This window comes from Nocardiopsis oceani (genome assembly GCF_054777395.1).
This window is the reverse complement of the sequence record NZ_BAAHAR010000009.1, coordinates 50,571-76,843: the sequence shown is the minus strand read 5'-3', so window position 1 is coordinate 76,843 and position 26,273 is coordinate 50,571. Positions and strand designations below refer to the sequence as shown.

The window sequence follows — 26,273 nt, the reverse complement described above, 5'->3', positions numbered from 1 at the left end:
GTGTCCGATGACAGACCCGAGGCACCGGAGATCACCGCCGTGACCGCGGTCGGCCTCGCGCTCATCCTCCCGCCCGGCGCCGTCGAGGACGGTCACCCCGTGGCGAGGATGCGCGAAGTCCTGGCTGACGAGATCGAGGCCGCGCGAACGCGCGGCTGCTGACCCCCTGAACCCCCGCGTGCCTGGTTTACGTGGCTGTTCGCCAGGCACGCGGGCCCCGCCCTCGAGTCACGGGGGCTCGAGGGCGCCCCCCACACGGAAGGACTGCTCTTGCAGCGATTGACCCCCCATGTCGAACAGAACTTCCACGACGCCTACTTGACGGTGCTCGACGCCGTCACCAACCACACCGACCACACCATCTCGTCGAGGGGCAACGACGCGGCCGAACTGACCAACGTCAGCTTCAGGATCGCCGACCCCCGCGACCGGCTTCCCTTCCTGATGCAGCGGCCGGTGAACATCGTCTTCAACCTCGCCGAGACCCTTTGGTACGCCGCCGGCCGTGATGACCTCGACATGATCGGCTACTACGCGCCCGGCATGGCGAAGCACTCCGTCGACGGAAAGACCCTGACGGGCACCGCCTACGGAACGAAGATGTTCGCCCCCGACGGCCAGGGCGTCACCCAGTGGGGGCGCGTCCTCGACCTGCTTCGCGCCGACCCTGACACCAAGCGCGCGGTGTTGGGCATCTACCAGCCCTCCGAACTGGCAGTGCCCGACAATCCCGACGTCTCGTGCACCGTCGCCGCTCAATTCCTGGTGCGAGACGGACGCCTGCACCTGGCGTGCTACATGCGCGGCAACGACGGATACAGGGGGATGGTCTCGGACGTCTTCGCGTTCACCTTCCTCCAAGAGGTCGCCGCTTGTCAGCTCGGCGTCGAGCTGGGGCACTACACCCACCACGTGGCGTCGATGCACGTCAACAACTCCGACGCGGCGACCGTGCGGCGCGTGCTCGACGAGCCCCGCCAACCCGGGTACCTGCGACCGGCGTTCCGGCCGCCGGAGATGCCCGCTGACACCTCCTGGTCGACCCTCGAGGTCGTCTTGGAACACGAGGAAGCGTTGCGCACCAACGAGCGCTCGCACACCCCGGAGACCCTGACGGAAACGGGGCTGGGCGAGTACTGGCGTCAGATCCTGTTGTTGTTCGAGATCTTCCGGCAGATCAAGCACACCGACGAGACAGTCAGCGCCGACCACGTGGCCGCACTCGACCCGGGGTACCGGTGGCTGGTCACCCGTCGGTGGAAGAACCGCATGCCCCAGCTCGAGGGGACCACGTGATGCCGGCCGATGGTTGGGGCCGGTGGACCGTCGCCACGTGCAAGCCGGACGCGACCCGCCGCAGCTTGGTCGAGCTGATCCTGGAATGGATCGGCTCCGAGGTCCGCCTGGTCGAGCGCCGATCGGTAGTCGTGACCGAGCGGCACATCTTCACCCACTACGCCGACATGATCGAGATCGACGACCGGTTCCCCTTCGACGTGCGCGCCGAGCTGCGCCGCAACTGGGTCGGCAAGACCGTCACGGTCGCCCTGTTCCACGGCCAGACCGAGGACACCCCCGAGCGAGTGCGCGGGCTGCTCGGCCACTACGACCCCGGCCGCGCCGACCCCTCCACGATCCGGGGCCACTTCGGCGCGGACTCCATCGCGCAAGCCCGCTCCGAGCGCCGGTTCATCGACAACCTGATCCACACCTCAGACGACGCCGAAGGTTCCGAGCGCGAGTTCAACGTGTGGTTCGGCCCCGCGTTCGCGCACCTTCTCACCCCCCAACACGAGGAGCTGTCCCGTGACTGAGTCCGTCCTGATCAACGGCGCCACGATCCCCGTAGGGCCGAACAACCTCCGGGTGATGCCCGACGAGCAACAGTCCGGCCTCGACCCGTACATGGCTCAGATCATCACCAACCGCAAGAGCGGCTTGAGCCTGAACCACATCATCGGATGCCCGCTCGACTGCGGGTACTGCGTGCGCCACTTCTGGGGCAACTTCGAGCAGAAGACGCCCCAACTCCTCATCACCACCGAGGAGGCCGTGGAGATGCTGACCGGTCACGAGGCGTTCCGGGCGCACTCGACGCCGATCCAGTTGTTCAACAAGGCGACCGACCCGATGTTGCCCGGCGTGAAGCCGCATACTTTCGCCGTCCTCGAGGAACTGGACCGTCGGGGCATGACGAATTTGGTCTTGATCATCACCCGTTTCCACGTCGGCAAGAGCGACATGGAGCGCTTCGAGTCCCTCGAGAACGTGCGGGTGACGCTGCTGTTCACCTACTCGGGGATCGCGGACGCACGCGTGGAGCCCATCGCGAAGTCACAGACCACGGTGAAGTCGATCGAGACGGCGGCGGCCCTGAGCGAGCGGACCGGCGTGATCCTGTACTGGCGTCCGATCACGCCGGGGTGGAACGACTCCCCGGAGACCATGGCGCACGTGCTCGACGTCGCCGACAAGGCCGGTGTCGATGCGCTGGTGTTCACCGGCTATTACCACAAGGAGGAGAACGCCGAGTACCTGCGGGGTCAGGGCGTCGAGGTGCCTTATCAGGACGACTACCAGCGCCGGAAGGTGCTCCCCGAAGAGCTGGACGCGAAGGTGGTCGCCGCGTGGCGCGAGCACGGGACGTCCGTTCCGTTGTTCAGGAAGACCAGTTGCGGGGTCACCTACGCCCACCAGCTCCCGGACTACAACGGGCACTGGGGTGTGCCCGAGCTGTGCGACATCTGCCCGGCCAAGCAGCGCAAGTTGTGCGCCGACAACCACCACGCGCCGACCGAGGCCGAGTTCCGCAACGTCCTCGCCGAGCTGGAGTACGACCCCGAGGTGCCGTTCCTCGTGGAGGAAGGGCACGTCCTCACGCACGCGCTGGGTGAGCAGCGCCGGTACGCGATCCAACACACCCTCGGCTATCAGGTGTGGGAGGTCGATCACCCGCACGTTCACCGCGCACACGGGCGCACCCTGACCGGGTACGAGCTGAGCGAGGATGAACAGCGACAGCTCGACGAGGCGCGCGAGCGTCTGTACGCCGCCGCTCGCCACGAGGACGACTAGAACCACCGGGGGAACCGTCATGCTCGATCGACCGTGGACCGAGGCGCCGCTGTGCGCGCTCGACCTCGAGGGTACGGGCGCGCAGGACCGAGAGTCCGAGGCGATCCTGGAGGTCGCCGTAGTCGCGATCGTGGACGGTTCCCCCGACCTGTCATCGGCGTCATCGGCCTATGAGAGCCTCGTCAACCCCGGGCGCCCGGTGCCTCGCCGACGTTGGATCAGCCCGGGGCTGACCGACGACGTGCTGAGCCAAGCCCCGAGCCCCGCGCAGGTCGGACACGACCTCGCCGAGCGTGTGTCCGACCGCTACCTCGTGGGACACAACATCGGCGTCGACTGGCGGCTTCTTCACCGCCACTACCCGGACATTCGACCTCTCGGCCTGGTCGACACACTTCGTCTTGCCCGCCACGCAGGCATCCCAGCCCCCCGCGGGCTCGGGGCGCTCCTCGACCGGTTCGAGCTACGCGAGCAAGTCGACAAGTCGGTTCCTACTGGACGCCCGCATCGGGCGCTGTGGGACACGGTCGCCGCTGCGCTCCTGTTGAACCGCTTGGTCAATGAGTCCGCGGATGTCCGCACCGTGGCCGAGCTGCTGTCAGCCGCATCCGTGCAGGGTGTGCCTGCCCCCGAAGACCCGACCCTCTTCTAAACCTCCCTGGGAGCCCACAGAAGGGACCCATATTGAGCACCATCGATGACCCCGCCGCCGAACGCCCCGCCGGTACGTCGGGGACGTTTGCCATCGGCGGGGCCCTGCCCGTCAACCGCCTCGGCTACGGCACGATGCGGCTTACCGGCGAAGGCGTGTGGGGCGATCCGTCCGACCCCGACGAGGCGGTGCGCGTGCTGCGCCGCGCCGTCGACCTCGGGGTGAACTTCATCGACACCGCCGACTCCTATGGACCGTTCGTCAGCGAGCGGCTGATCCGGGAGGCGCTGCACCCCTACCGCGATGACCTGGTCATTGCCACTAAGGCCGGGCTGACTCGGCGCGGTCCCTACGACTGGCGCCCTGTGTGCCGGCCGGAGTACCTGCGCCAGCAACTCGAGCTGAGCCTTCGACACCTCGGCCTCGAACACATCGACCTCTACCAACTGCACCGCGTCGACCCACAGGTGCCGATAGCCGACCAGGTCGGCGAGTTGGCCGCGATGCGCGACGAGGGCAAGATCGGCCACATCGGCCTCTCCAAAGTCACAGTTGCGCAGATCAAGCAGGCCTGCGCGATCGCCCCCATCGCTTCCGTCCAGAATCGCTACAGCCTCCTCGACCGGGCCGGCGAGGAGGTCCTTGACTACTGCGCCGCAGAAGGCATCGCGTTCATCCCGTATGCCCCGGTGGCGACCGGCGATCTGGCACGCGCCGGCGGCCCGCTCGACGTAGCCGCCGCACGGCACGGCGCCACCCCGGCGCAGCTCGCGTTGGCTTGGCTGCTGCGCCGCTCACCGGTGATGCTGCCCATACCCGGCACGTCCAAGGTCGCCCACGTCGAGGAGAACACCGGAGCGGCCCGCATCCGGCTGAGCGATGCGCAGTTCGAAGCGCTCTCCGCGCCGTCAGGCTCTGTCTGAACGGCGCCCCGGCCGACCGGCTCGCCTGAGACCTGGACATGAAAAAAGGCGCCCTCACTCTCCCGCCGAGAGAGTGAGGGCGCCTTGTTGTGTTCGCGTCGGGGCCTTCCCCAGCCACGACTAGAACACGTGTACGAAGATATCACGCATCAGGGCTGGTCAGTGCCGCCTTCGAGGCGACGCTGAACCCACGCGGCCAGCGCGGTACCGCCGGCGGTGGCCGCGGCCAGGCCGAGCGTCGGCCAGTCGATGATCTCGCCGGGCACGACCTGGTCGGTCACCACGGCGGCGACGGCGACGAGGGCCGTCGAGATCGCGCCCTGAAGGGCGGTTCGCCAGCCGCGCGAGCGCGCGTCCTTGCGTGCCTCGGACTTGCTGCCCGGGGTCGGTGCGGGTGCGCCGTGTGCCATGTCAGCAGCTCCCTTCGTCGAGGTCGAGGCCGTCGATCGCGCGCTCGATGTCCTTCTTCGTCGCCGCACGCTCGATCTGCGCGGCGGCCGGCCCCGAGATGGTCGCCCCGCTCGTGGCGCCGGAGCCGACGTACTTGCGGGCGGCGAGCACCGCGCCCTCGGTCCCGCTGCCGTAGTCACCGTCCACGCCATCGCCGCGCGGGCCGCTCGTGCCGAGCAGCTCGGCGAAACCTGCGTGCCTGAGCCGGGTCTGAAGCAGTTCCACGCGGGCGCCAGTGTCGCCGCGCTTGAGTCCGAGCATGTGTCCCTCCAGAGAATCGGTGGCGGGCATCCCCGCCTGAACCCAGGCGCGCAGGTCCGCACCCGGGCACGATGTGCTGTTGCCGGACAGGCCGCCGTGCCAGGTCTGGGCGAGGGTGCGTCCGGCGCGGGTGCACGCCTCGTCGTAGAGTGCGCGGATGGTTGCCTTCGCGGCGTCGGTGGCGTCGCCGTCGGAGCCGATGAAGCAGACCCCCACGTGAGTCGAGTTGTGCGGCGCGGCATGGGCGCCGACCACAGTCCAGCCACGGCCCTCGAAGGCGGTGCCGGCCTGATCGACCAGGAAGTTGTAGCCGATATCGCTCCAGGCGTTGGGGCCCATGTGGAAGTCCTGGATGGATCGCACCGTCTGCGTCGGTGATCCGGCGGAGTAGTGGACGGTGAACCCGGTGCGCGCCGACCACGCCACGGTGTCCCGGCTGCGTGCTGCCCTCGCGCCCCAGTCGGAGCGCGGGACGATCGAAACCATGCGGATGTCCTCCTGGAAATGGAAAAGCCCCGACCGGATCGGTCGGGGCGTGTGTGCGGGGTTGGTCAGCCGAAGATGGTCGTGGCGACGGCAGCGAGTGCCGCGATGATCGCCGAGATCGTCGACAGCGGGAGCGCGTAACGCCACGCCTCCAACGACCGCAGCCGGGTCTCGTGGTCGTCGAGGCGCGCGGCGTTCTGTTGCTGGCGAGCAAGAGCGGCCTCGACCTTCCCGGCGAGTTCTCGTTGCTGCCCGTACACGTCGGCCACGGTCACCACGGCATAGGGGCGGTGCTTCTCATCGGGCACGCGCTCACCCGATCCTCATGTACAGCATCCGGGTCTGATTACCGCCCCGCAGTGTGGTCGGTTCATCGCTCGCGCTCGCCTGGGCGAACTCCATCGTCGTCGTCGACGGGTCCCCGTCCGACTCGAACGTCCCTGAGTCGTAGGCGGACAAGTAGTTGTCCGCCCCGATGCCGCCCGCCAGCCGGTTGGTGCTGTTGGCCGGGCGCCGGAAGATGATCTCCGACCCGGAGTTGATCCCCCCGGAGGCGGACCGGTGGTACGCCTGCGTGAAGGACGCGAACGAGACGCCGGTGCCCGTCGCCGGCCACCGCCACACGAAGTCGGGCGTGCTGTGCGCCGAGTAGGAGATGTAGAGCCAGTACGCATAGACCGCGTTCGGCTCCGGAAGGAACGAGATCTCCGAGGGCTCGAACTCTTCCTGGTCGGTGATGGTCTGGTCGTTCTCCTGGGTGACCAGGACCGGTTGTCCGGCGTTGAGACGGTGCGCGGTGATCACCTCACCCGCGCGCCAGCGAAACACCATGTCTTGCCCTTCTACAGTGCGATCACGGTCGGGTTTGCCAGCGCCACCCGCGCGCCCTCGTCGTGGCTGGCGGTGATGCTGTTGACCGCGCGCTGCACCGTCACGGTCTGCGGGTTGAGAATCTCCAACTGCTCGAACGTCAGCCGCACGTCGTCGTTGGTGTTGCCGGTGTAGGCATAGGCGGCCACCCCCACCCGACCGGCCGCCAACGGGTCGGTCTCAACGGTGCGGTCGAGCTGCCAGTACCCGGGCTCGGGGCGGCCGTCGTCGTGCCACAGCCGCGCCAGCACCCGCTGTCCCCAGATGCGAGTACGCACCCGGAAGCGCTGTCCGGGCTCGTAGGTGAAGCCTGTGGAGACGTTGCCGCCGATCTCTCCCTCGTGTGTGGACGTGGTCGAGTGCGACAGCGACAGGTAAACGTTGCCTGCTGCGGTCAGGTGGGTGCGCACGACGTAGAAGTTCGCCTCGTCGAGGTAGCGGACGACGATGGAGGGCGCAAGGCTCGCGTCCTCGGCGAACTGGTCGGCCGACATCGTCACGGCCAGGTCGGCCTCGTCCAGCTCCGGTGTGTCCAGGATCTGGAACCGCGCCCGGGTCGTGTCTTCGGACAGCACGATGCGTCCTGCGCCGTCGACGAACCGGTCCGAGGAGGAACCGCCGGCGGCGTGCCAGTCCTGGCCCGAGTCGGCCTCGCCCCATCCGCCGGTGACGGTGCGGTCGAAGGCGTCCCAGCCCAGCGAGCTGATGTCGGTGGCGCGCACGACCTCGCCGCCGACCTGGAGATCCACGGGCAGTTGATCGGGGGCGGCGCCGGGCCCGAGGGAGGTCACCCAGACCGGGTAATCGGTGGGGCCGTCCTGGAGAGTGCGCACCCTCCACTCGGTCTCGTCCGGGCCGACCGGGTGGATCAGCGCTGCACCGGTGGTGTCGGCGCGGTCCGCCCTGTTCGGGGCCGGATGTTCCTCGGGTCCGGTCTGGCCGACCCGCAACGGGCCGGCCGGGCTCGTGTTGACTTCCACGTCCCACCGGTGCGGTTCGATGGTCTCGGTGTAGCCCTGCGCGAGCAGTTCCACCGCCCCGAGCGGATGCTGGGGAGGCAGGCCGCCGACGCGGATTTGGTCGCCCAGGTCCATCTGTAGCCAGTCCTCGACCAGCTCCGGACGGACGTTCAGCGCCGGGGCCACCTGCGGGTAGCGCATGTCCGGCCACGTGCCGCGGTGGACCCGCCATCCGGCCTGGTCGAGAAGCTGGTCATCGTGGTCAACGGCGACTGTGACGGACTCGTCGAAGCGTCCGTGCTCGGTCACGTGTTCCTCGTCGTCGACGTGTTCTTCCCCGCCGTCGGGACGGGAGGCGGTCACGTCGTTGCGCATGGCCTGGTCGTCCAGGACCGGGGTGAAGGGCTCGACGATGTCGCCGAGGCCGCGCGCTTGCGCGTCCAGCCCGAACACGCGGTTGCCGACGTGGGCGTACCAGGTGTGGGAGCGCCACGGCTGGCCCATCCGATAGCCGGTGCCCATCACTTCGATGGTGTGGCCCCGGTCGACGACGTCCACGAGGCCGTACTGGCCGCGGCCCGGCAAGTTCGGGCCGGTGTCGGTGGACGGGCCCGGTGAGGGCTCGGAGTCCAGGGATGAGAACTGGTAGATGGGGAACCCGCCGTGGCGGTGTCCGCCGCCGGTGTCGATGCTCAGCGCGTGGGCGTCGCCGGAGTTGATGCACATCCGGTTCAGCCACCCCAGGTCGCCGAACATCTCGACCAGCTCGGCGCGCTCGTGCATGAACTGACTCCAGGCGTCCACGTGCCCCGAGTTCCACTGCGAGGGCATCACCCACACCAGGGCCTCGGCCTCGGTGGTGGACAGCAGGTGTTCCATCCACCGTTTCTGCTGGGTGCCGAGCATGGTCTTGGCGCGGGTCTGCGGGTCGCCGTTGGGGTCGCGTTCGGCTCGCACGTCCGGCATCAGGAACAGCACCCGGCCGACCTGGAAGGACTGGTAGGTGGGGTTGGCGCCTTCACCGGCCGGAAGCGGGTAGTGCGGCACCCGTTCCCGGTAGGCCCGGCACGCGTTGTCCCGGCCCGGCGCGGTCCGGTCGCTGTCGTTGGGGCCGAAGTCGTGGTCATCCCACACGTAGGCCAGCGGCACCTCTCGGTAGAGCTGGTGCTGGCGGGGTTGGGCGAGCACGTCGTCATAGCCGCGCCGGAACGTGGCCAGCTCCCCGGCCGGTTCGATGCCGTGGTTGCCGGACCCGATGTCGTAGTAGTGGAGGTCTCCGCCGTGGATGAAGAACAACGGGTCGTGGCCGCGGATCGCGTCGAACACCGGGTGGTTGGTCTGGCGGTTGGAGGCCAGCACTTCGCCGACCCCCGGATAGTCGGGGTCGCCCCCGGCTTCGGCGTGTCCGCCGCACGTGGCCATGGCGTAGGTGAAGCTGGCGGGCTCGCCCGTCGGCGGGTGGGTGCGGAACCGGCCGCGTAGCGGGTCCACCTCGTTGCCGAGGGAGATCCCGTAGTAGTAGGCGGTGTCCGGCTCCAGCCCCGATGCCTGCAGGTGCACGATCCCGTCCGGGGAAGGGGCCACCGGCCCGAACCTCGGGCCGGACAGGTCCGGGGCGGTGCCCACGGTCAGGTACACCGACCCGGATGTCTCGACCCGGGCGACCACCCGCGCCGAGGTCGGGGTGAGAGCGCCTACCCACATGTGTTGCACGCTCACGTGTTCACCCCCTGGTTGTACTGGGATCGCCCGGATCGGTAGGCGATCGCGACTGCCTCGCGGGCCTCGTAGAGCAACCCGTCGTCGGCCTCGGCGGCCTCCTGCAACAGCTCCAGCACCGGCTTGGGGTACTGCGGGCCGAGGATTTGGCAGTCGTCCATGTCGCCGTGGGCGACGAACCCGATGCCTTCCTCGGAGCACAGGCGCTCGATCCTGCGGCCGGAGGTCTCGCCCCGGTAGCCGTTGACGGCCCGGACCACGGCGCCGGCCTCCGGGGCCTGGTCGGCGTCGTAGAAGGCCAGGTGCCCCATGGCGTGTTCCTCGGAAATCCCGTCGTCGGGCACCCACCACTCGGTGGTGGACCCGCCGATGGGGGCATAGGAGATGCCCGTCTGGGTGCCCGAGGCCAGCTCGGCGCCGTCCACGAGTAGTGCCCACGCCGATCCGCCGCCCGAGGTGGGAACGACGGAGAAACGCATGTGGTGCACTCCCCGGGCGAACATCACAGCGTTGGGTAGCCGCGCGAGCATGGTTGTGGAGGCGCCCGAGTCGGAGAACACGGACACTGACACCAGCGCCTCGCGCGGTTGCACGGTCGGGTCGGTGCCGATGTGCCACTGAACCCGCGGCGACTCGTCGGTGCCCGCGCCCACGTCGCGCAAGGTGACGGTGTCGATGCCTCCGGCGCCCGAGCGCACCCAGTCCGCGACCCATCCGTTGCCGGAGTGCAAGGGTGCGCGGGAGGTGATGCGGCCGCGGTCGGTGTCGAGCAACACGACTTGTTCCAGCCAGGGGGCGAGTTCGCCGCGCCCCCACGAGGGTTGGTCGGCGTAGAACGCCCCGAGCGCAGACTGAGAGCGCATCGGGCCGGCTCCGAGGACGGGGTCGGCTTGGCGGGAGTCCTCGCCGACGTCGAGCGGCCAGTACACGAACGGCCGGTGCGCCATGATGAACCGTCGCAGGGCCGAGCCCAGTTCGGCCTGTCCCTGGCCGAGCCGTCGGAGTACACCGCTGGCGGTGACCGACACGCGCGCCTCGCCGGGAAGGCCGCGTTCGGGCACGGACAGGTCCCCGTGGGGCCAGGTCGGCGACCATTCGGCGACCTCGCCGGCGAACCGGACGTGCCATTCGTCCTGCCACCACACGGCGAGCCGGATCGGCGTGCCTTGTCGGATGTGCGGGTAGTGGGGCGACTGCGGACGCCGGGGCGTGTAGTCGCCGTGGGGGTTGTCCAGTTCCAGCGTCATCTCGGCCGGGTCGGCCTGGGACGCCTCGTCTTGGCGGCCCCGGGTGATCTGGATCTGTTGTCCGGGCACGTCCTCGGTGACGTCGACCCATTGGCCGTTGATCCCCAGCTCAAGGCGGATGGTGATCTGGCCCATGACCATGGGCGGTGGCACCCGCGTATGCAGTTCCGCGCGGCCGGACAGGTGCGCGGTTCCGGTGGTGGTCTTGTGGCCGGACGCCTGCACGGCGGCTGTGGCCTGTAGGCGGGCCATGCCCTCGCCCTCGACCAGACCGGTTCCCTCACCGTGGACGGCGGTGTGCGCGCCCACGTGAGCGGTGCCGGTGTGGTGTTCGGGCTGGTGGCCCTGCCCGGACACGGATGTCTCGGCAAGGACGGAGCCGCGGCCGGTGGCGTGTTTGGTGCCGGGCGCCGACACGGTGGCCGAGGCGGCCACGTCTGCGGTGCCCGTGTGGTGCGGTGGGGCGTAGCCCTGCGCCGAGGCGGCGCCCTGGCCCTGCACCTGGCCGGTGGCCTGCGCGCTCTTGCGGCCGGCGGCGCGCAGGCGCGCGCGGGCCTGAAGGCGGGCCGTGGTGACGGGCACGCCGGTGCCCTCGGCCTGGACGTGGCCGGTACCGGAAAGGTCGAGGGCGCCCGTGGTGGTCTTGTGCCCGTGGGCGGCCAGGTCGGTCTTGGCGGCCAGAGACACCGTCGAGGAGACCGAGCGCCCGCCGGTCACGGTCAGACCGGCCTCGGACGCCAGGTGCACGGGCGTGCCGGTGTTCTTGGTGCCCTGTGCCGAGGCCGCCCCGTGGGACGGAACTTCGGCGGTGCCCTCGTGGTCCTCGGCAGGCCACGGACGGATCCACTCGCCCTCGCCGACCTGGACGGAGTCGATGTAGGCGGGCGGATGATCGGCCTCGCTCCCGCCGCCCTGCACAAACAGGTAACCGCTGGTCGCGGAGGCTTCGACGGTGAACTCATAGTCCGGCGTGCCGGTGCTGTCCGGATCGGTCCACCAGAACCGCCACGTCACCTCGTCGGCGCCCTGGGATGCTTCGATGCGCACCCACCGGTCGGGCATCTGGTCGGTCGCCTCGGAGTCGAGTTCATCCCAGCCGACGAAGTGCGCCCCAGAGTCGAAGTCCAGGTACAAGTCAGTGACGTTGACGCGGCCGTCCTGAAGGAACCTGAACCATCCGTCGCCGGTGCGGTACAGGTAGAAGCTGACGGACCACTCCGTCAACGCCTCGGTGAGCTGGACATCCCCGTGGTTGCCGGAAAAGGTGTCGTCGGCGCCCAGCATGAGCGAGGACCGGCCGTGATAGGCGCGATCGCCGTAGCGCACGTGCGACACGTCGCCGGTGTTGCGCAGGTCCACGATGGGGTCGCCCCACTCGCCGGACGTGCCGGGCCCGTCGAGGTCCTCGGAGACCAGCGAGAACGGGACGCCGTCGAAGCTGTTCTTCCACACGACCGCCACGTCCGGCCCCCTCTCTGCCCTACGACGAGGGGTTGTTCACCGACAGGGTCAGCTCGGTAAGCGTGTACGTGCCGGGGTTACTGAAGGACTCCTCGGTGGTCGAGCCGCCGGCGAGGAAGGTCCCGTCGTCGGTCCACACCCCCACGTGGGTGACCTCGGTGCCATCGCCCGGGACGTCGAAGACAATGTCGTCATCGGCGGGCGCGGACCCGCCCGAGGCGTCGTCGAAGCTCACCGACTGGCGGCTGTAGCCGCTGCCGCTGAGTTCGTTGTCGCCCTCCTCGCCCGGGTCGCCATCGTGCAGCGATACCTCGGACACCTCCTCGGTGGCCGCGTCCACCATCGTGTTACGCAGACTCACGGTCAGCGCCATAGCCCGTCTCCTTCACGTCGTTGTCGTCTGTGCCCGCGTCCGCCCGGACACCGGCCGCGCCCCGGGCGCCCTTGCGTCCCAGGGCCGAGATCGCCAGAACCGGCCTGTCCGGTCCTGGTGAGTCGTGCTGTTCATCCACGCGGGCTACCTCCGTCCGAATGCCTGCTGAGTACTGCCGCCGCCGGTGACCCGAACGGACTTGCGGAGCCACTGCTCCAGAGCACGGGGCATTCCGGCGCCGTCGATGGTGACCGTCAGGTCCTGCACGGCCGCGCCGTCGCCGCCCCGGACCGCTCCCATGCCCGAGGGCAGGGCCGCACCGGCCAAGGACGCGCCGGCCGTGGACACCCCGCCGATACTGGCGCGCATCCCGTCGGCGACCATGTCGCCGATCACCGCGCCGGCCCGGTCCGGGCTACCGCTGCCGGACAGGGGCCCGGTCTTGGCCGGGGAGAACGGCAGGAAGTCGCGGATCGTCGAGGCCACGTTGGACACGGTCGAGCGCAAGTTGCTGAGCATGGAGCGCAGGCCGTTGATCAGCCCGGTGATCACGTTCTTGCCGGCGTTGACCAGCAGGCGGCTCATGTTGCCCAGCGCGGAGAGCACGTTTCCGGGGATCGCTCGGACGTTGCCGAGGAAGGTCGAGATCCACCCGGCGGCGGTGGAGACCATCGACGAGAAGAACCCGCCGACCATGCCGGGGATCTGCGCCAGGTTGCCCAGGAACCCGAGGACGGCCTGAATCCCGGCGTCGACGATGTTTCGCGCCCAGTCGATCCCGGCCTGGAAAGCGGCGACGATCGAGTCCCAGTGGCTGATGATGATGCCGAGCGGGTGCCAGGACATGAACAGATCAAGCAGCCAGTCCAGGGCGCCGGAGACGATGTCCACCAGCCAGTCCCACACGCCGATCGCGGTTTCCACGATCGAGTCCCACACGCCGGTGAGGAACCCCCAGATGGCGTTCCATACCTGCATTGAGACGGTCTGGATCCACTCCCACGCGGTGGTGATGAACCCGACGATCTCGTCCCAGTAGATGGCGACCAGGGCGACCAGGCCGACGATCGCGGCGATCACCCACCCGATCGGGCCCATGCCCAGCACCCAGGCCGCGGCCATGCGCGCGCCCTGGATCAGGGCCTGCGCGCCCATGCGGACCCACCCGGCCACCACCAGGGCGAACTGGCCAACCTGGACGGCGGCGGCGCGCGCCGCACCGGCCGCGGTCATCATCCACGCGCCCACGATGCGGCCGGCCGAGGCCACGGCACGCGCAGCCGTGGCGACCCATTGGGCGGTCATCACCGCGAACGTGCGGATGTGGGCGCCCATCGCCCGCAGCGCAGCCGCCTGCGTTGAGAGGAACGCCCCGGCGGCCCGGCCCGCGTTGAGCACGGCTGCGGCCCCCATGGCGGCCCACCGGGCGCCGAGCCAGACCCCGACGATGGTGCCCAGGGTCTGAACGATGCCCTGGTGCTCCTGCATCAGCCCGCCAAGAGTGGCGAGATGATCGCCGAGCGGGCCCAGCACGAGAAGGACGGCGCCGAATGCTCCGGCCAGGCCGATAGCCAAGCCCTTCAGCAGCGGTACCGCCCCGACGGCGACGTCCTGGAGCCCGGAGGCGAAGCGGCTCAGAGCGTCGGTGATGCCGTAGCGCTCCATGGTCTCGCCGACCGAGGAGAGCAGTCCGGGCAGGGCGCCGAGTCCGGACTGGATGTGCTCGCCGATGGATTCCACGCCGGGCGCGAACTTGTCGAGCAGCGGGACCATCATTTCGCCCAGGGCGGTGATGACCTCGCCCTTGGCGGCCTGGAAGGACGACGCGAAGGTCTGTTCGAGTTCCTCGGCGGCGGCCACGGCGTTGCCGAACGCGTCCGAGGTGGGGTTCTCCAGGACGGCGAGGAGGTCTTCCAGCCCGATCTGGCCTTGGGAGGCCATGGTTTTGATCTCTTCCTCGGTCTTGCCGAGGTGGCCTTGCAGCTCCGCGAAGATCGGGAACCCGGCTTCGCTGATCATGTTCAGCTCGCCGTTGAAGGCGTTGCCCTGGGACTGGGTCTTGGACAGCGCCGAGGTGATCGAGTCGATCTGAGCCGGGCCGCCCTTGAGGGCGTTGACGCCGGTCTCCATGTTTTCGAGCATCCCGACGGCCTGGTCACCTTCGATGCCCAGATAGCCCAGGGACACCGCGCCGTCGTGGAAGACCTCGGCTCCCAGACGGGAGGCCGCGAAGGACTCGTTGAGCGAATCCACCGTGTAGGAGGCGGTGTCCGCGCTGCCGTACAAACCGGTCAGGGCGGCCGTCGAGTCCTGGATGGAGGAGCCCATGGAGTACACGGACTGGGTGAAGTTCGTGATGCCGATGGCGGCCAGAGCCGCCGAACCGGCGGCGCCCATCTGACGGAAACTCGCGCCGATGCCGCCGATGCTGTGCGAGGCGTTGTTGGCCGAGACCCCGAGCGTGGTCGACAGTGCCGAACCCATCCCCGAGGCGGCGCCGCGCACCGAGGTGCCCGCCCGGTCGGCGGCAGCACCTACCGACCCGAACGCCGCACCCGCCCCGGCGCTGACGCGGCCTCCGAGGGTCTGGGAGAACCCCGTACCGGCCGCGGCGGCCGGGCCGGACAGTGCCGAGGTGAGCCGCTGGCCCGACTGCGACAGGGCCGCACCGGCCGCGGTGGTGGCCGTCTGGCCCATGCGCTGGCCGGACTGGCGGCCGGCCGCGGCGGCCGGAGCCATCATCCCCGCGGTGAGCTGCTGCTGAGCGGCCCCGGAGAACCCGCGCATCGACGGGACCAAACGAACGTGGCCGACGCCGACTTCCGTGCTGGCCACCGCGGCACCCCCTCACGAGTCAGGGCGCCACGGGTGGCGCTACGAGGAGGGTCCGAACCGGTCAAGCAGAGCGGCGACCTCGGCCGGGTCCCGGCCCTTGGTGTCGCCGTAGCTGGTGGAGGTGTCCTTCTGCGCCAGGGGAGAGATGGGCTTGGGCTTGCGCCGGCCCTTCGATCCGTCTTTGGAGCGCTGCCAGTTCGCCAGCCGCAGCTCATCCACGACCAGCATCAGAAGGTGCTCGGAGAGGGTGTAGCCGTCCCCGCCCAGGTGCCGCGCCAACAGGGAAGTGCGGTCAGCCGCCAGCACCTGCGCGGCCCCGGCGAGCTGGCCCACCGACAGCTCCAGCGCGGCCGTCCCGCGTGCGGCTAGGTCCGCTTCCGCGGCTTCGAAGGCTTCTTCGTCGGCGAGGAGGGCGAGCGCTCTTTTCCCGAGGCGCCGGAGTGCTCCGCCCAGGCGTTGGACAGGTCCTCGCCGACGCCGGCGGGCATCTCTTGCAGGGCCTCGAAGGCGTCTTCCCCGGCGATCTCCCGAAGAGCGTCTTCGTCGCCGGCCTGTAGGCGCTGAACCAGAGCGGACTTGACCGACTTCATGTGTGGAAGCTCGTGTTCCTCGCCGTCCAGGTCCACGAAGGTGAACGGTTCCAGCTTCTTGACTGATTCGCGTGCGTCGAATGTCGCCATCGCGCGGATCTCCTCTCCCAGTGCGCGGACAAGGGTGGGCACCCTGTGGCGCACTCCGCGCGAGATGCGCCACAGGGTGGTCTGTCAGGAGGTTTCGAGAAGGCCCTCGCCCCAGGCATCGGAGTTGGAGTACTTGACCATGAGGTCGCCGTTCTCATCCGGGTAGCAGGTCAGCGTCATGGGGTACTGGACCGGATCGCCGGAATTGGCGTAGGGCACTTCGTCGCGCTCGGTCAGCTCGCCGTTGCCGACATAGATGCGGATCAGGTCCGAGCCGTCGACCACGTCGAGCACGAACGCTCGCGGGTCGGAGGTGGGCGGCTTGACGTGCATCTTCCAGCCCGACCCCGGGCCAGGCCCGTCGATCTCCTCGATCCGGGAACCGGGGTGGAACAGCTCCAGGGTGGAGCCGCGGGTCTGGATGAGCGTCAGTTCCAGGGTGGCCGTGGACTCGGTACGCACCGCCCGCACCGTGGTCGCGCCCTGCCAGGCGATGATGTTGTCGACGCTGTCGTCCCAGTTCTCCGTCGCCCCGTCCTCGTTCAGGTAGCCGTGGCCGATGAAGTTCGGGTCGAGGGAGCTGGAGGCGCTGGCCGGCGCCTCGGCCTCGCCTCGGGGTGCGCTGTAGAACGCACCGGTGATGGCTACGCGGACCTCTTCCGCGGCGAGCTCGGCGCTCATGGTGAACCCTCCATGGGTGGTGGTAGGTGAATGGCTGAGTTCGCGCGGATGGTGATGTCGTAGGTCGCCCACACCGTGGGCGTGGCGGTGTCGCTGTCCTGGCCCATGCGGGGGCCGAGGAACTCGGCGACCCGGTAGACCACGACGGGTGAGAGCCGCGCGGTCCCGGGTAGCGCCCACACGGCCGCGCGGGCCTGGAGCGCCAACGCCATGGCCTCGGCGTCGGTGGGCGCGGCCGTGAACAGGTCCACGCGCGCTTGGTCCTGGACCGGATCGTTGGCGGTGCCGCCCACCCGGCGCAGTTGCACGAAGGCCGTCGGCCGCGGGTCGGGGCGGAAGGTGAACACCGGGACCGACACAACGTCGGTGACCAGGTAGTCCCGCAGGTGCGGGACGAGGTCGGGAAAACCCATGACCGCCCCCTCTCATCAGGTCGGGGCGGTCGCCGTGGGTCAGTCGGAGGCGGCATCCATGGACGAGCCGAGCACGCGGTGCTTGCGCTCAATGGCCATGGCGGCCGGATGGATCGCGATGACGGTCGCACCGGCGCGGGTTTTGCCGACGTAGGTGTCGGCGATGACCTGCACGTCGGTGCCGCGCAGGTCTCGGCCGGAGTACTGCGGTTCGGCCGCGCGTTTGACGGCGTCGGCCCTGCGTTGCAGGTCGGCCCGGACACCGGACGATTTGAGTAGGGCGTCGAACCCGCGCGAGTTGCGTTGGAACCGGACCCGAGATGCCATCAGCCCTGCACCACCTTCAGGTTCACCTCGTGGTGGTGCACCGGCTCGCCGGACAGCGGGTTCGTCAGCGGAGCCGACGGCCCGTCCAGAGTGAAGACCACCGGATGGTCGGGTTCGGATTCAGGGTGGCCGGGCCACTCGATACGGTCGCGGCGATGGATGTCGGTGTGGTTGGTGGCCATGAGCCACCGTGCCTGCAACGGTTCGGCGCCCTCGGATGAGGCGAGCTGGGAGCGCTGGTCCTGCTGCATCCACGCCCGCACCGGCGTGCGTGTGGCGCCCTCGCCGTAGTCGTAGACGGTGTTGCCGTAGTCGTCCGTGCTCTGCGCCGGATGGACGAGCACAACCCGGTGGGGCAACAGGTGCTCGGGCAGACCGCGGGTCTTCATCGGCTCACCTCGCCCGCACTCGGATCGTTCCGGCGGTGCGCCGGTAGGGCGCGAGCGCCTCGCGGTCGTCGGCGGACATGCGCACGGTCGCCCCGGCCGTGCCCGCTCCCTGTTGGAGCTGGTAGTTGTACTGGCCGATGCGCTCGGAGACCATGCCGTCGGCTTGGGAGGGCGACAGCAGGGTGCGCAGCACCATCGCGCACACCACGTGCACCACGTCGTCGGAGACCTTCACGGCGAACCGGCGCCGGGTGTAGCGGCGCACCCGCGCCGAGGCGCCCTTGATCAGCGCTTGGGCGCGGGTGGCTTCGTCCTCGGTCAGCTCGCGCCCGAGAAGCTGGGCAAGGTCGTCCGTCGTGGCCAGAGGCGGCAGCACCGTCGTCACCTCCAGGTGTCGTAGGGCCCGCCCGGCTCGGCCAGGATCGCCCGCACGGACTCCGCGCAGGGCTCGGCACTAGGGGTGCGTCCCAGCACTCCGGCCACCGGCCGGTAGCCGGCCGCCTCCTTGTATCGCAGCGCCAGGGCAACGTTCTCGGCCCGGCCGGGGTCGCCCTTGCGGGCCGACTCCGAGGGCGGGTGCCACAGGTGGAACGAGCGTCCGTGGATGCGCTCGCCGGGGCCGAGGAGGGTGTCACAGGCGTATTGGAACGCCCGGTCCTCACCGCCCCAGGCGATGAAGCGCTCGTCGTGCCCGCCCACTTCGGCGTAGGAACCGGCGCTGATGGCGATGCAGCCCGACGCGGACCCCTGCACGTCCCGGCCGCGGCGCGGCAGGGACCTTCCCGGGTCTTGGCGCAGCCGCCGTGTGGTCGAGGTGCGGTCCATGCGCACGTGGGTGACGTAGGCCGGCACGAGCCGGTCCGACTCCCGCGCGAGATGGGCGGCTGCCCAGAGCTGGTGTGCGGGCACGATGGTGTCGGCGTCGGTGAACACCAGCACCTCCGCACCCTGGCCGATGGCTGTGCGTGCGGCGTCGTTGCGTGCGGCCGATCGGGACTCGCCCGTGCCGTAGACGACCGGCACACCGAGGGCACGCCAGTACTTCTCTGTCCATTCGGCCGATGCCTGCCGCCATGGGCACCCGGTGTCCCACCAGGGGATGCACACCGCCAGCGGCACCCGGCCCGCGTGGTAGCGGCCCATCCACGCGCACCACTCCGCCCACGAGTCGATGTCGTCGGTGAAGTCGTCGATGACGGTCTGGTGCGGGGTGTGTTCGTAGTCGCGGATGCGCGCGGTGGCCGGATCCTGGCCGAGCTGGCCGGCGTAGTGGCGCCACATGTGGCTCTTGCGTGCGGGCACCGTGTCGGCGATCAGGTCGGCCAGGTCGTGGACGTCCTCGTGGTGCTCGGGCAGGAAGCTGAACGCGAACGACTCGTCCCACTTGTGCCCGGTGACCTCGGAGGGCCACGGGCGCCGGAACCAGTGCGGGTCCGCGCTGTCGCAGGCCACGATGAGGTCCCTCGCCTCGGACGAGTAATAGCAGTCGCCCCACAGGATCGTGGTCCGGTCCTCCTCGGCCCACAGTTCGCGGGTGCCGATCAGCTTGTCCATGGACGTGGCCGTCGGGTGCGGCTGATCCAGCGTGACCAGGCGCGAACCCGCCACCCGGTACCGGTCGTCCTCGGGGCCCACCACGACGATGTCGGACACGCCCCGCTCGGCCAGCTGGCCGACGATGCGTTCCACCAGCGTCTGTCCGTCCACCTGGACCAGGTGCTTGGGAACGCCCAGTGGCAGCGACCCGTCCGGCCGCTGCCACCGTCGCCCGTCGCCCTGCGCCAGGATCAGGGCCCGCATCTACTTGCCCTGCTTGCCGCCAGCGGACCGGCGGGCCGCAGGAGCTGACACGCGCGTCCAGCCGCGGTTCTCCCACGCCTGCACCGCCTTCTCGGGCACCTTCAGGCGGCGCCCGTTCTCATCCGTGACCGGCACGGTCGCGGTGGTCGCGGGCCGCTTCTGCCTGCTGATGTTCGCCATGGGTCAGCTCCCGTTCCCGTTCGAGGGCGAGGAGGTCGAAAGCCCCTCGATCTTGCCGTGGGCGGCTTCGTTGCCGTATTCGAGGCCGATCTCGCCGTAGATCTGGTAACGGTCGGCCGAGCCGACCTTGGCCAGCTCCTCGACGAAGAAGTGCCCCTTGCCGGGGATGGCGAGGAACCGCGGCGCGCACTGCTCCAGGCTGGTCACGATCGCCGTGTCCGAGGGGACGTAGCGGTTCAGCATCACGTTCAACTCGCCGAAATCCGTCATCACGGTGTCGACCCGCACACCGCCGACCGTCCGAGAAGCCTCGCGGTAGTTGCCCTGGGTGATGAAGGCGTTAGTCAGGTGGCGCTTCTGCGTCCCGGACACCATGATCGTGGCGGTCTCCTGCTCCAGGATTCCGCCCGACTCCCACACCTGCTGCATCAGGTCCAGCAGCACCTCGCCGCCGTTCTCCGACAGCTGCTCGCCGTCGGCGTCGATGGCGTTGGTCTCGATCGCCTCCATCAGCCCGCGTGTGCGACGGGGAGACTCGTTGTCACTCGGCTCCTGGAACTCACCCAGGATGAAACCGACCTCGACGTCACGGGCGATCTGAACCAGGTGCTGGCGAACCTGCCAGTCCACCTCATCCATGACCGGGTTCGTGGCTCCGCCGAGCGCGTCGCCGTGCGGGTGGTTGGACCCCGTCCCGCCGAGCTGGCCGGTCGCGGCCTGCTTGGTGTAGGAGACCTCAAGAACCTCCTGGTGGATCTCGACCACGTTGCGCACCCGCTGGCGGGTCCGCGCGGTCGGGGCCGGCGCGTCGCCGCCCTCCAGCCGCTGGCGCTCGTGGTCGGGGTCGCGCAGGTCGTAGGTCGACCACGCGAACAGCGTGCTGTCGGTGGACACGCCGCCGGTCAGCCCGCCGATCGCGGACAGGAACGGGGTGTCCTGCGGTGTGGTGGCGAGAAGCTCGCCCACGTAGTTCGGCAGGTTGAACGTGGTCCCCTGCCCGACGATTCCAGGCATCGCGTGCCCTCTCTATCCCGGCGGGGGAGTGATCCCCGCCTACTTCTTGGTGAGCATCTGCTGTGTCTTCAGCCGCCGCGCCGTCTGCCAGTCGGCGGCCTTCTCAGCCGCGGCGATCTGGTCGGCAACGGTCGGTTCCGGCGGTTCCGGGACCTGGCCGGGGCGCAGGTTCTCCACCGGGGTGCGCTGGCTCGGCTGCGCGGCCGGTGCCGGGGCCTGGGCGCCGCGCAGCTCCACCAGGCGGGCCGCCTGGCGCTTGAGCGTCTCGGCGTCTGAGCCGGTCAGGAACACCGCGGCGTCGTCCTCGCTGATCTGGTGTGCGGTGGTCAGCGCCTCGCGCCAGGCATCCACCGCGCGCTTGTCGGCCTCGGCCGCCGCGTCCTGGGCCTTCTGGAGTTCGGTCTTGTCGCGGTCCTCGAAGGCGCGGACCTTCTCCGCGGCTTCCTGGGCGGCCTTCTCGGCGGCTCGGCGAGCTTCTCGCTCGGCCTGCAACGCCTTCTTGCCGCCCTCGCCCAGGGGCTCGTCCGGTGCGGTCTGGGGCGGATCGGCCGCCGGCTCCTGCTGGACGGTTCCCGGGTCGGGCTCGGCCGGTGCCGTGGTCGGATCGGCCGGTGTGGTCGGTTCGGTCATGGTCTGCCTCCATCGCAGAGGTGTGCATCCGCCCCCGTCTCGCACGGGGACGGCAAACCCGCCAAGGGGCGGGTGTTCTATCCGGGGCGACCGGCTTCGATGTGCTCTCGCCACGCCCGGAGCGCGTTCGCCCCGGAGCGCCCTTCGGTCGCCTGGAGCCACTCGTCATAGAGGGCACGGACTTCGGGGGGATCAGGCTCGCGCCGGTACATCGGCTCCGGTGTGCACGCGCAACTGTCGTGCGCTTCGAACTCCACGGTCCGTTTCGAGTAGACGGCCCCGCGGCCTTGCAGCATCAGGCAGAAGGGGCACGAATCCCCTTGGCCGACCCTGCGCCACCCGGCGACCTGTTCCCGCTCGGCGAAGGTGCGCATGACGGTCTCGCGTTCGCCGTTCATGGTGTGCCGGGTCGCTGCCCCGGACAGGCGGTCCGCCATGACCCGTAGGGACGAGGTTGCATCCCCGGTGCGGGCCATATGGGTTTTGAACCCGACCGGCCCGGTCACCTGCAAACTGTTGCGGACCTGGTCCCGGGTGGGCACCGAGGTGACCGGCGACAGGGTCACGCCCTCCAACGCCGCGTGCCGCCGCAGGTACGCCTCGCCTAGCTGCGCACCGGTGTTCGCTCCACGCTGGACCAGGCGAAGCGCTTCGGGCTCCACCCGTGACCACCACGCGTCGATGTCTGCCACCGACGCGCCCCCGGCCAGGGCTCGCATCTGGCGGCGCACCGTCTCGGCCACGCCCGCCAGCTCCTGGCGGTGCTGGGCGGTCAGGGCTCGGGCCTGTGCGGAGGGCATCAGTCCTCGTCCTCGTCCGCCGGTTCATCCGCAGGGGGCGCGGGCGCCGCACCGCTGTCGGTGGGCAGTCGGAGTGCGGCCGGGGATGCGCCCGGCACGAACCGGGCACCTTCCAGGCCGACCCGGCGGGCCGCGTCCTCGGGCTCCACGCCGGACCGGATGAGCGCTCCGAGCGCGTCGGCCCGGTCCTTGATGACGTCGACGTCCTCGGCGCTCACACTCGGCGTAGCCCCGCTGTTCTCACCGGTGTTGCTGTTGCCGTCGGTGAGTGCAGCCATCTGCGCCGATCGTGCCTCGGACTCGGACTCGGAGTCCTCAGAGGTCGCCGAACCGCCGATAGCGCCGGTCACCGCCGGATCGGGCACACTGCCGCCGGCGGCCTGGTCGGAGCCAACGGCTGCGGACGGCTCCTCGCCCTGGCCAAGCATGGCCTCCATCCGGGCGAACAGGTCTTCCTCGTCGGCCAGCGCCTCCCACCGTTCGATGTCCTGGTCCGTGGTGCCGGGCAGCCGGTCCCACAGGGCACGCTGGGGCACCCCGAGCATCTGGTGGGCCTTGCCCCAGGCGTCCACGACCTGCCCCAGAGAACGGGGCGTGGTGTCGCGCCAAACGGCCTGTGCCGAAGTGTCTTCCCACGTGGCCGTGTCGCCCATGGCCAGCCCGCACAGACGCAGGAGCTGTTCGACGGACTCGCCCATACCGATCTTGGTCTCGGCGATGTCTTGCTGGTGGCCGGCCTCCAGCGCGGCCAGAGCCTCGGCCGACACGTTCGAGACGGCGTTGCCGACCACGAGCGTGTGTGGGGGAATCTGGCGGACCGAGGCGACGTAGAGCAACTGCTTGTCGCGGCTGTTCAGGTAGCCCGTCAAGTCCGTCTCGGCGAAGTCGCCGAACCGCCCGTCCGGGGACTCGTTGGACCAGACCCGGTTGACCGCGGCGTTCCACGGCTCGATCGGGTTTCCGTCCTCGTCCTGGGGGATCTCCATGCCCGTGGCCCACCGCTGGCGGAAAGCCGCGTACAGCTCGGCCATCTTCAGGCCGAACGTGGTCTGGTTCAAACCCTTCTGAGCGTCCAGAAGCGGTTCGATGATGCCCGGGGGGCCGTCGTCGATGTCGCCGTAGGAGGGCAGGAACCGCACCACCGGGCACACGCCGAGCCCATGGTTGCGCACCCGCACACGGGAGGCGTCGAGCGCGAGGTTACTGAAGGCGCCCGCGTCCAGGTACTGGCCCGCCGAGTGCGGTGTGACCACCGAGGCCGGCACGTCCACCCGGTACTCGTGGTGGGCGTCGTAGATCGCGATCGCGCACACCATCTCGGGCTGGCCGGACCCCACCAGCGGCCGAGGAGCACCGACCGCCAGGGCGTACTCGGGCCACTGGTCGTTGATCGGGTCCTCGTACAGGCACGTCATCCGGCGCGGGGAGAACGGCGTCACCGTGGGCACCGGACGGTCGTGCAGTTGGCCGGGCAGCACCCGGGCGTAGGCCGACCCGTAGCGCAGGGCCGGGCGGAACATCCCCGCCTGGCGCGCGTCCAGCCGGTTGGGCTGCCACACCTCGTCCCACACGGCGGCGTTCTCCGACTGACGGGCCGGGCGATAGCCATCAACCATCAGGTGTTGGGCCACCGAGTTCTCGACCAGCGGCAGGATGTTGAACTTGGACTGCTCGACCAGGTCCCGGTACTCCTCCGAGGCGGACTCGGGAACGTAGATCCCGGTGATCTCGCCGCGGAAGAAGCGGCGAATATGCACAAGCCGGGCCGACTCGGCGCGGCGGGCCGAAAGCAGCCACTGCGCTACGTGCGTCAGGTCCGGCACGGACAGCGGCTCGGAGGCCGGCGCGAGTTCTTCGGCGACCACTCAGCTCACCCCCTCACCCGTTGACGGGGCTCAGCCCCACGCGACAACGCGACCGGGCTTCTTCTTAGGTCCGGCCTTCCACTTCGCCCACTGGGGCGAGGACAGCAACATCCGTCGGGCCAGGCGCGCGCCGACCGCGCACACCGCCAGGTCGATCTTCTTCGGGCTCTCGCGCCCCTCCTTGGAGATGGACACCCCGTACTTGTTCGGCCTCCGGCGGGCGTTGAGCACGTGCCGTTGCAACCGGGAGTCGCCGTCATGGGTCAAGTCGCCCTCGGTGATGTCGACCTCGGTGCGCTCGACCGCCTCGGTGAAGTCCTTGTTGCGGCCGCGCATGTCCCAGGCCACAGCGTGGGCGTAGCGGCCCCCCGTCGCTTGAATGACCAGCCGTTCACCGAACGCCTCGGCCCACGAGTCGATGTAGGACTCGAACTCGGCCAGGTCAGCGAAGAACGCCACGACCGTGTACCGGACGAAGGTCTTGCGCACCACCCGGTCGACGTCGGCCCGGTCCACGCGCCAGCCTTCGCCCTGCGGACCCCTGGGCTTCTCCCAGCATTCGATGACGAACACGTGGCCGTCGCTGACTCGGCAACCCACCAACCCGCTGGCGTCGTCGGACTTGGAGCCGTCGAAGAACATCACGATCGGCTCGTCATCGGCCACGACCTTGTCGGCGTTCGTGCAGGCCGCCCACATCGGGTGCGTGATCCACGCGTCCCGGGCCGCGGTCGGCTGGTTGAAGAAGTACCGGCGCGATTCCTCGGGGTCCTTCTCGGTGTTCCAGAACTCCGACTCGACGATGCCGTCCAGGTCCAGGGACTCGGCGAAGGGCCCGTACACCTCGGCCAGGGCGGACTTCATCTGGTCCAGGCTGGTCATGTCAACCTCGGCCGGGGCTTCGCGGTGGTCGAACATCAACCGGGTGCCGCGGGTTTTGCCCTCGTTGATGAGCTTGGCGCGCTCGTGCACCCGCTCGGCCACCGAGTCCTCGCCCGGCTGGTACATGGTCGTGGTCAGCAGCCCCCACGGCGCCGCGGCCTTGCGTTTGCGCAGATTGCGATCCACCGTCTTGTACATCTGCCGCAGCTCCGGAAGCGTGTACAGGTGCGGCTCGTCGAAGACCGCCAAGGTCTCCTTGCCGCCGTCCCGAGAGGCCGCCGCCGCGGTCGAGGGAACGATCTCCCCGCCGTGCGGCAGGAACACCCGCGTCAGGCCGGCGGCGTTGGTCGTCAGGTCCTCCGACAGCGGACCCTCGGTCAAGTTGAAGTGCACGTTGTCGTAGGTGTTGCCGGACTGGCTCTCCTCGGTGGCCAGGCACCGGATGAAGGGATAGGTGACCGGGCGCCCCATCGGCTCGCCCGGCTCGTACTCGTAGACGAAGTCCCGCCAGGTGTAGGTCTCGCCGCCCTCGGCCCATCCGGCGAACCGCACCGGCGCGAACGCCTCGGCCAAGGCCACGAACCCGGCCAGCTCGGACTTGGCGCGGCCCTTGGCCCGAGAGATCAACACCGTGTCGTAGAGCCGGCGGCCGTTGGCGTCGTGGGCGTAGCAGTCCAGGATCAGGCCGGCGAACTCGTCATCCAGCGGCAGGGCGTCACCGTGGCGGGGATGCAGGGGCACGCCCTGCACGTCGCCGGGCCCGTGCACGCAGAACCATTCGATGAACGCCAGCACCACACCGAGGGACAGGGTCCGGTCATGGCCCGGGGCGCGGATGCGATCACGAGGCATCGGAGATCCGGCGGCGTCGCGCCGTCAGGTCCGCCACCCCGTCGCCCGCACCCTGCGCGGGCTTGGGCTTGGGTGCCTCTACCTTGATCCGCCCCCGCATCCGGTCCACGTGCGTGGCGCCCAGCAACGCCTCGTTGAGCCGGATCTCCGACATGAGTTCCTTGGTCGGGCCTTCGAAGTACTGCTGAACCAGCGGCGCCAGCATGTGCAGGCGCTGCCAGTCGGTGACCGTGAACGCGCCGGCCTGCGGGGCCTTGGTCCAGTTGTCGTACCAGTCCCGCACGGCCTTGGAGTAGTTGCGGGCACTGGGGAGCTTGGGGGCCTGCGCCTGAGCCTCGGCAGGCACGCTCACCTCGGCCTCGGCGAAGGTGTCCTTGTTTCGGCGGCGCTTGTTCTCCGACGGAGGGGGCCCGTATCCGGGCATGGGGGCACCTCCTTGCGGTGCTGGA

General features: G+C 69.6%; 29 protein-coding genes. 6 read left to right on the top strand and 23 right to left on the bottom strand.

Annotated elements, in window-relative coordinates; all coding sequences use genetic code 11:
- The 6 genes from ACYVDG_RS06870 to ACYVDG_RS06845 all read left to right on the top strand — a co-directional run bounded on the left by ACYVDG_RS06870 (position 1) and on the right by ACYVDG_RS06845 (position 4,650).
- Positions 1 to 162: a hypothetical protein gene (locus ACYVDG_RS06870; protein ID WP_460747516.1), complete on the top strand. Its 162-nt coding sequence runs from the start codon at positions 1 to 3 to the stop codon at positions 160 to 162.
- Between the two features lie 108 nt (positions 163 to 270).
- Positions 271 to 1,296, top strand: coding sequence for a thymidylate synthase (locus tag ACYVDG_RS06865; RefSeq protein ID WP_460747515.1), 1,026 nt, complete (start codon positions 271 to 273; stop codon positions 1,294 to 1,296).
- Positions 1,296 to 1,814, top strand: a complete 519-nt coding sequence (locus tag ACYVDG_RS06860) for a nucleoside-diphosphate kinase (protein ID WP_460747514.1) — start codon at positions 1,296 to 1,298, stop codon at positions 1,812 to 1,814. Before ACYVDG_RS06865 ends, ACYVDG_RS06860 begins: the two co-directional genes overlap by 1 nt.
- Entirely contained in the window at positions 1,807 to 3,075 is a 1,269-nt protein-coding gene (locus tag ACYVDG_RS06855; RefSeq protein ID WP_460747513.1) for a radical SAM family protein, read from the top strand. Before ACYVDG_RS06860 ends, ACYVDG_RS06855 begins: the two co-directional genes overlap by 8 nt.
- 19 nt (positions 3,076 to 3,094) lie before the next feature.
- Positions 3,095 to 3,727 carry a 3'-5' exonuclease gene (locus ACYVDG_RS06850; protein WP_460747512.1) on the top strand — a complete coding sequence of 211 codons (633 nt, stop codon included), beginning with the start codon at positions 3,095 to 3,097 and terminating at the stop codon, positions 3,725 to 3,727.
- Positions 3,728 to 3,759: 32 nt separating this feature from the next.
- Positions 3,760 to 4,650: an aldo/keto reductase gene (locus tag ACYVDG_RS06845; protein ID WP_460747511.1), complete on the top strand. Its 891-nt coding sequence runs from the start codon at positions 3,760 to 3,762 to the stop codon at positions 4,648 to 4,650.
- A gap of 149 nt (positions 4,651 to 4,799) precedes the next feature.
- Here ACYVDG_RS06845 and ACYVDG_RS06840 read toward each other — a convergent pair whose 3' ends face one another.
- The 23 genes from ACYVDG_RS06840 to ACYVDG_RS06730 form a co-directional block, all read right to left on the bottom strand.
- Positions 4,800 to 5,060, bottom strand: a complete 261-nt coding sequence (locus ACYVDG_RS06840; protein ID WP_460747510.1) for a hypothetical protein — start codon at positions 5,058 to 5,060, stop codon at positions 4,800 to 4,802.
- 1 nt (position 5,061) lies between these two features.
- A complete protein-coding gene (locus ACYVDG_RS06835) occupies positions 5,062 to 5,847 on the bottom strand; it encodes a peptidoglycan recognition protein family protein (RefSeq protein WP_460747509.1) in 786 nt (261 codons plus the stop codon).
- Between the two features lie 65 nt (positions 5,848 to 5,912).
- Positions 5,913 to 6,155 carry a hypothetical protein gene (locus tag ACYVDG_RS06830; RefSeq protein WP_460747508.1) on the bottom strand — a complete coding sequence of 81 codons (243 nt, stop codon included), beginning with the start codon at positions 6,153 to 6,155 and terminating at the stop codon, positions 5,913 to 5,915.
- Between the two features lie 4 nt (positions 6,156 to 6,159).
- On the bottom strand, positions 6,160 to 6,678 hold the full coding sequence (locus ACYVDG_RS06825) for a hypothetical protein (protein WP_460747507.1): 519 nt from the start codon (positions 6,676 to 6,678) through the stop codon (positions 6,160 to 6,162).
- Positions 6,679 to 6,689: 11 nt separating this feature from the next.
- Positions 6,690 to 9,395 (bottom strand): alkaline phosphatase D family protein, encoded by a 2,706-nt coding sequence (locus ACYVDG_RS06820; RefSeq protein ID WP_460747506.1) that lies wholly within the window; start codon positions 9,393 to 9,395, stop codon positions 6,690 to 6,692.
- Positions 9,392 to 12,103: a hypothetical protein gene (locus tag ACYVDG_RS06815; protein WP_460747505.1), complete on the bottom strand. Its 2,712-nt coding sequence runs from the start codon at positions 12,101 to 12,103 to the stop codon at positions 9,392 to 9,394. Before ACYVDG_RS06815 ends, ACYVDG_RS06820 begins: the two co-directional genes overlap by 4 nt.
- 19 nt (positions 12,104 to 12,122) lie before the next feature.
- The gene (locus ACYVDG_RS06810; protein WP_460747504.1) at positions 12,123 to 12,476 is read right to left on the bottom strand and encodes a phage tail fiber protein; all 354 of its coding nucleotides are present in this window, start codon (positions 12,474 to 12,476) and stop codon (positions 12,123 to 12,125) included.
- 144 nt (positions 12,477 to 12,620) lie between these two features.
- Positions 12,621 to 15,311, bottom strand: a complete 2,691-nt coding sequence (locus ACYVDG_RS06805; protein ID WP_460747503.1) for a tape measure protein — start codon at positions 15,309 to 15,311, stop codon at positions 12,621 to 12,623.
- Between the two features lie 39 nt (positions 15,312 to 15,350).
- Complete coding sequence (locus ACYVDG_RS06800; protein WP_460747502.1) at positions 15,351 to 15,644, bottom strand: DUF5361 domain-containing protein; 294 nt, start codon at positions 15,642 to 15,644, stop codon at positions 15,351 to 15,353.
- A 32-nt stretch (positions 15,645 to 15,676) separates the two neighbouring features.
- Complete coding sequence (locus tag ACYVDG_RS06795; RefSeq protein ID WP_460747500.1) at positions 15,677 to 15,991, bottom strand: hypothetical protein; 315 nt, start codon at positions 15,989 to 15,991, stop codon at positions 15,677 to 15,679.
- A gap of 84 nt (positions 15,992 to 16,075) precedes the next feature.
- Positions 16,076 to 16,672, bottom strand: a complete 597-nt coding sequence (locus tag ACYVDG_RS06790) for a phage tail tube protein (RefSeq protein WP_460747499.1) — start codon at positions 16,670 to 16,672, stop codon at positions 16,076 to 16,078.
- Complete coding sequence (locus ACYVDG_RS06785; RefSeq protein WP_460747498.1) at positions 16,669 to 17,085, bottom strand: hypothetical protein; 417 nt, start codon at positions 17,083 to 17,085, stop codon at positions 16,669 to 16,671. The genes ACYVDG_RS06790 and ACYVDG_RS06785 overlap by 4 nt, the downstream gene beginning before the upstream one ends.
- A 39-nt stretch (positions 17,086 to 17,124) precedes the next feature.
- Entirely contained in the window at positions 17,125 to 17,412 is a 288-nt protein-coding gene (locus ACYVDG_RS06780) for a hypothetical protein (RefSeq protein WP_460747497.1), read from the bottom strand.
- Positions 17,412 to 17,801 carry a hypothetical protein gene (locus ACYVDG_RS06775; RefSeq protein ID WP_460747496.1) on the bottom strand — a complete coding sequence of 130 codons (390 nt, stop codon included), beginning with the start codon at positions 17,799 to 17,801 and terminating at the stop codon, positions 17,412 to 17,414. The genes ACYVDG_RS06780 and ACYVDG_RS06775 overlap by 1 nt, the downstream gene beginning before the upstream one ends.
- A gap of 4 nt (positions 17,802 to 17,805) precedes the next feature.
- On the bottom strand, positions 17,806 to 18,177 hold the full coding sequence (locus ACYVDG_RS06770; RefSeq protein ID WP_460747495.1) for a Gp19/Gp15/Gp42 family protein: 372 nt from the start codon (positions 18,175 to 18,177) through the stop codon (positions 17,806 to 17,808).
- 5 nt (positions 18,178 to 18,182) lie between these two features.
- Positions 18,183 to 19,601 carry an NTP transferase domain-containing protein gene (locus ACYVDG_RS06765; protein ID WP_460747494.1) on the bottom strand — a complete coding sequence of 473 codons (1,419 nt, stop codon included), beginning with the start codon at positions 19,599 to 19,601 and terminating at the stop codon, positions 18,183 to 18,185.
- The gene (locus ACYVDG_RS06760) at positions 19,602 to 19,781 is read right to left on the bottom strand and encodes a hypothetical protein (protein ID WP_460747493.1); all 180 of its coding nucleotides are present in this window, start codon (positions 19,779 to 19,781) and stop codon (positions 19,602 to 19,604) included.
- A 3-nt stretch (positions 19,782 to 19,784) separates the two neighbouring features.
- A complete protein-coding gene (locus ACYVDG_RS06755) occupies positions 19,785 to 20,795 on the bottom strand; it encodes an SU10 major capsid protein (protein WP_460747492.1) in 1,011 nt (336 codons plus the stop codon).
- 39 nt (positions 20,796 to 20,834) lie between these two features.
- Positions 20,835 to 21,425, bottom strand: a complete 591-nt coding sequence (locus tag ACYVDG_RS06750) for a hypothetical protein (protein ID WP_460747491.1) — start codon at positions 21,423 to 21,425, stop codon at positions 20,835 to 20,837.
- Positions 21,426 to 21,502: 77 nt separating this feature from the next.
- Positions 21,503 to 22,225, bottom strand: coding sequence for a VG15 protein (locus ACYVDG_RS06745; RefSeq protein WP_460747490.1), 723 nt, complete (start codon positions 22,223 to 22,225; stop codon positions 21,503 to 21,505).
- Complete coding sequence (locus tag ACYVDG_RS06740; RefSeq protein WP_460747488.1) at positions 22,225 to 24,090, bottom strand: phage portal protein; 1,866 nt, start codon at positions 24,088 to 24,090, stop codon at positions 22,225 to 22,227. Before ACYVDG_RS06740 ends, ACYVDG_RS06745 begins: the two co-directional genes overlap by 1 nt.
- A 30-nt stretch (positions 24,091 to 24,120) precedes the next feature.
- Positions 24,121 to 25,824 (bottom strand): hypothetical protein, encoded by a 1,704-nt coding sequence (locus ACYVDG_RS06735; protein ID WP_460747487.1) that lies wholly within the window; start codon positions 25,822 to 25,824, stop codon positions 24,121 to 24,123.
- On the bottom strand, positions 25,814 to 26,248 hold the full coding sequence (locus ACYVDG_RS06730) for a phage terminase small subunit (RefSeq protein ID WP_460747486.1): 435 nt from the start codon (positions 26,246 to 26,248) through the stop codon (positions 25,814 to 25,816). The genes ACYVDG_RS06735 and ACYVDG_RS06730 overlap by 11 nt, the downstream gene beginning before the upstream one ends.
- Between the last annotated feature and the right edge of the window lie 25 nt (positions 26,249 to 26,273).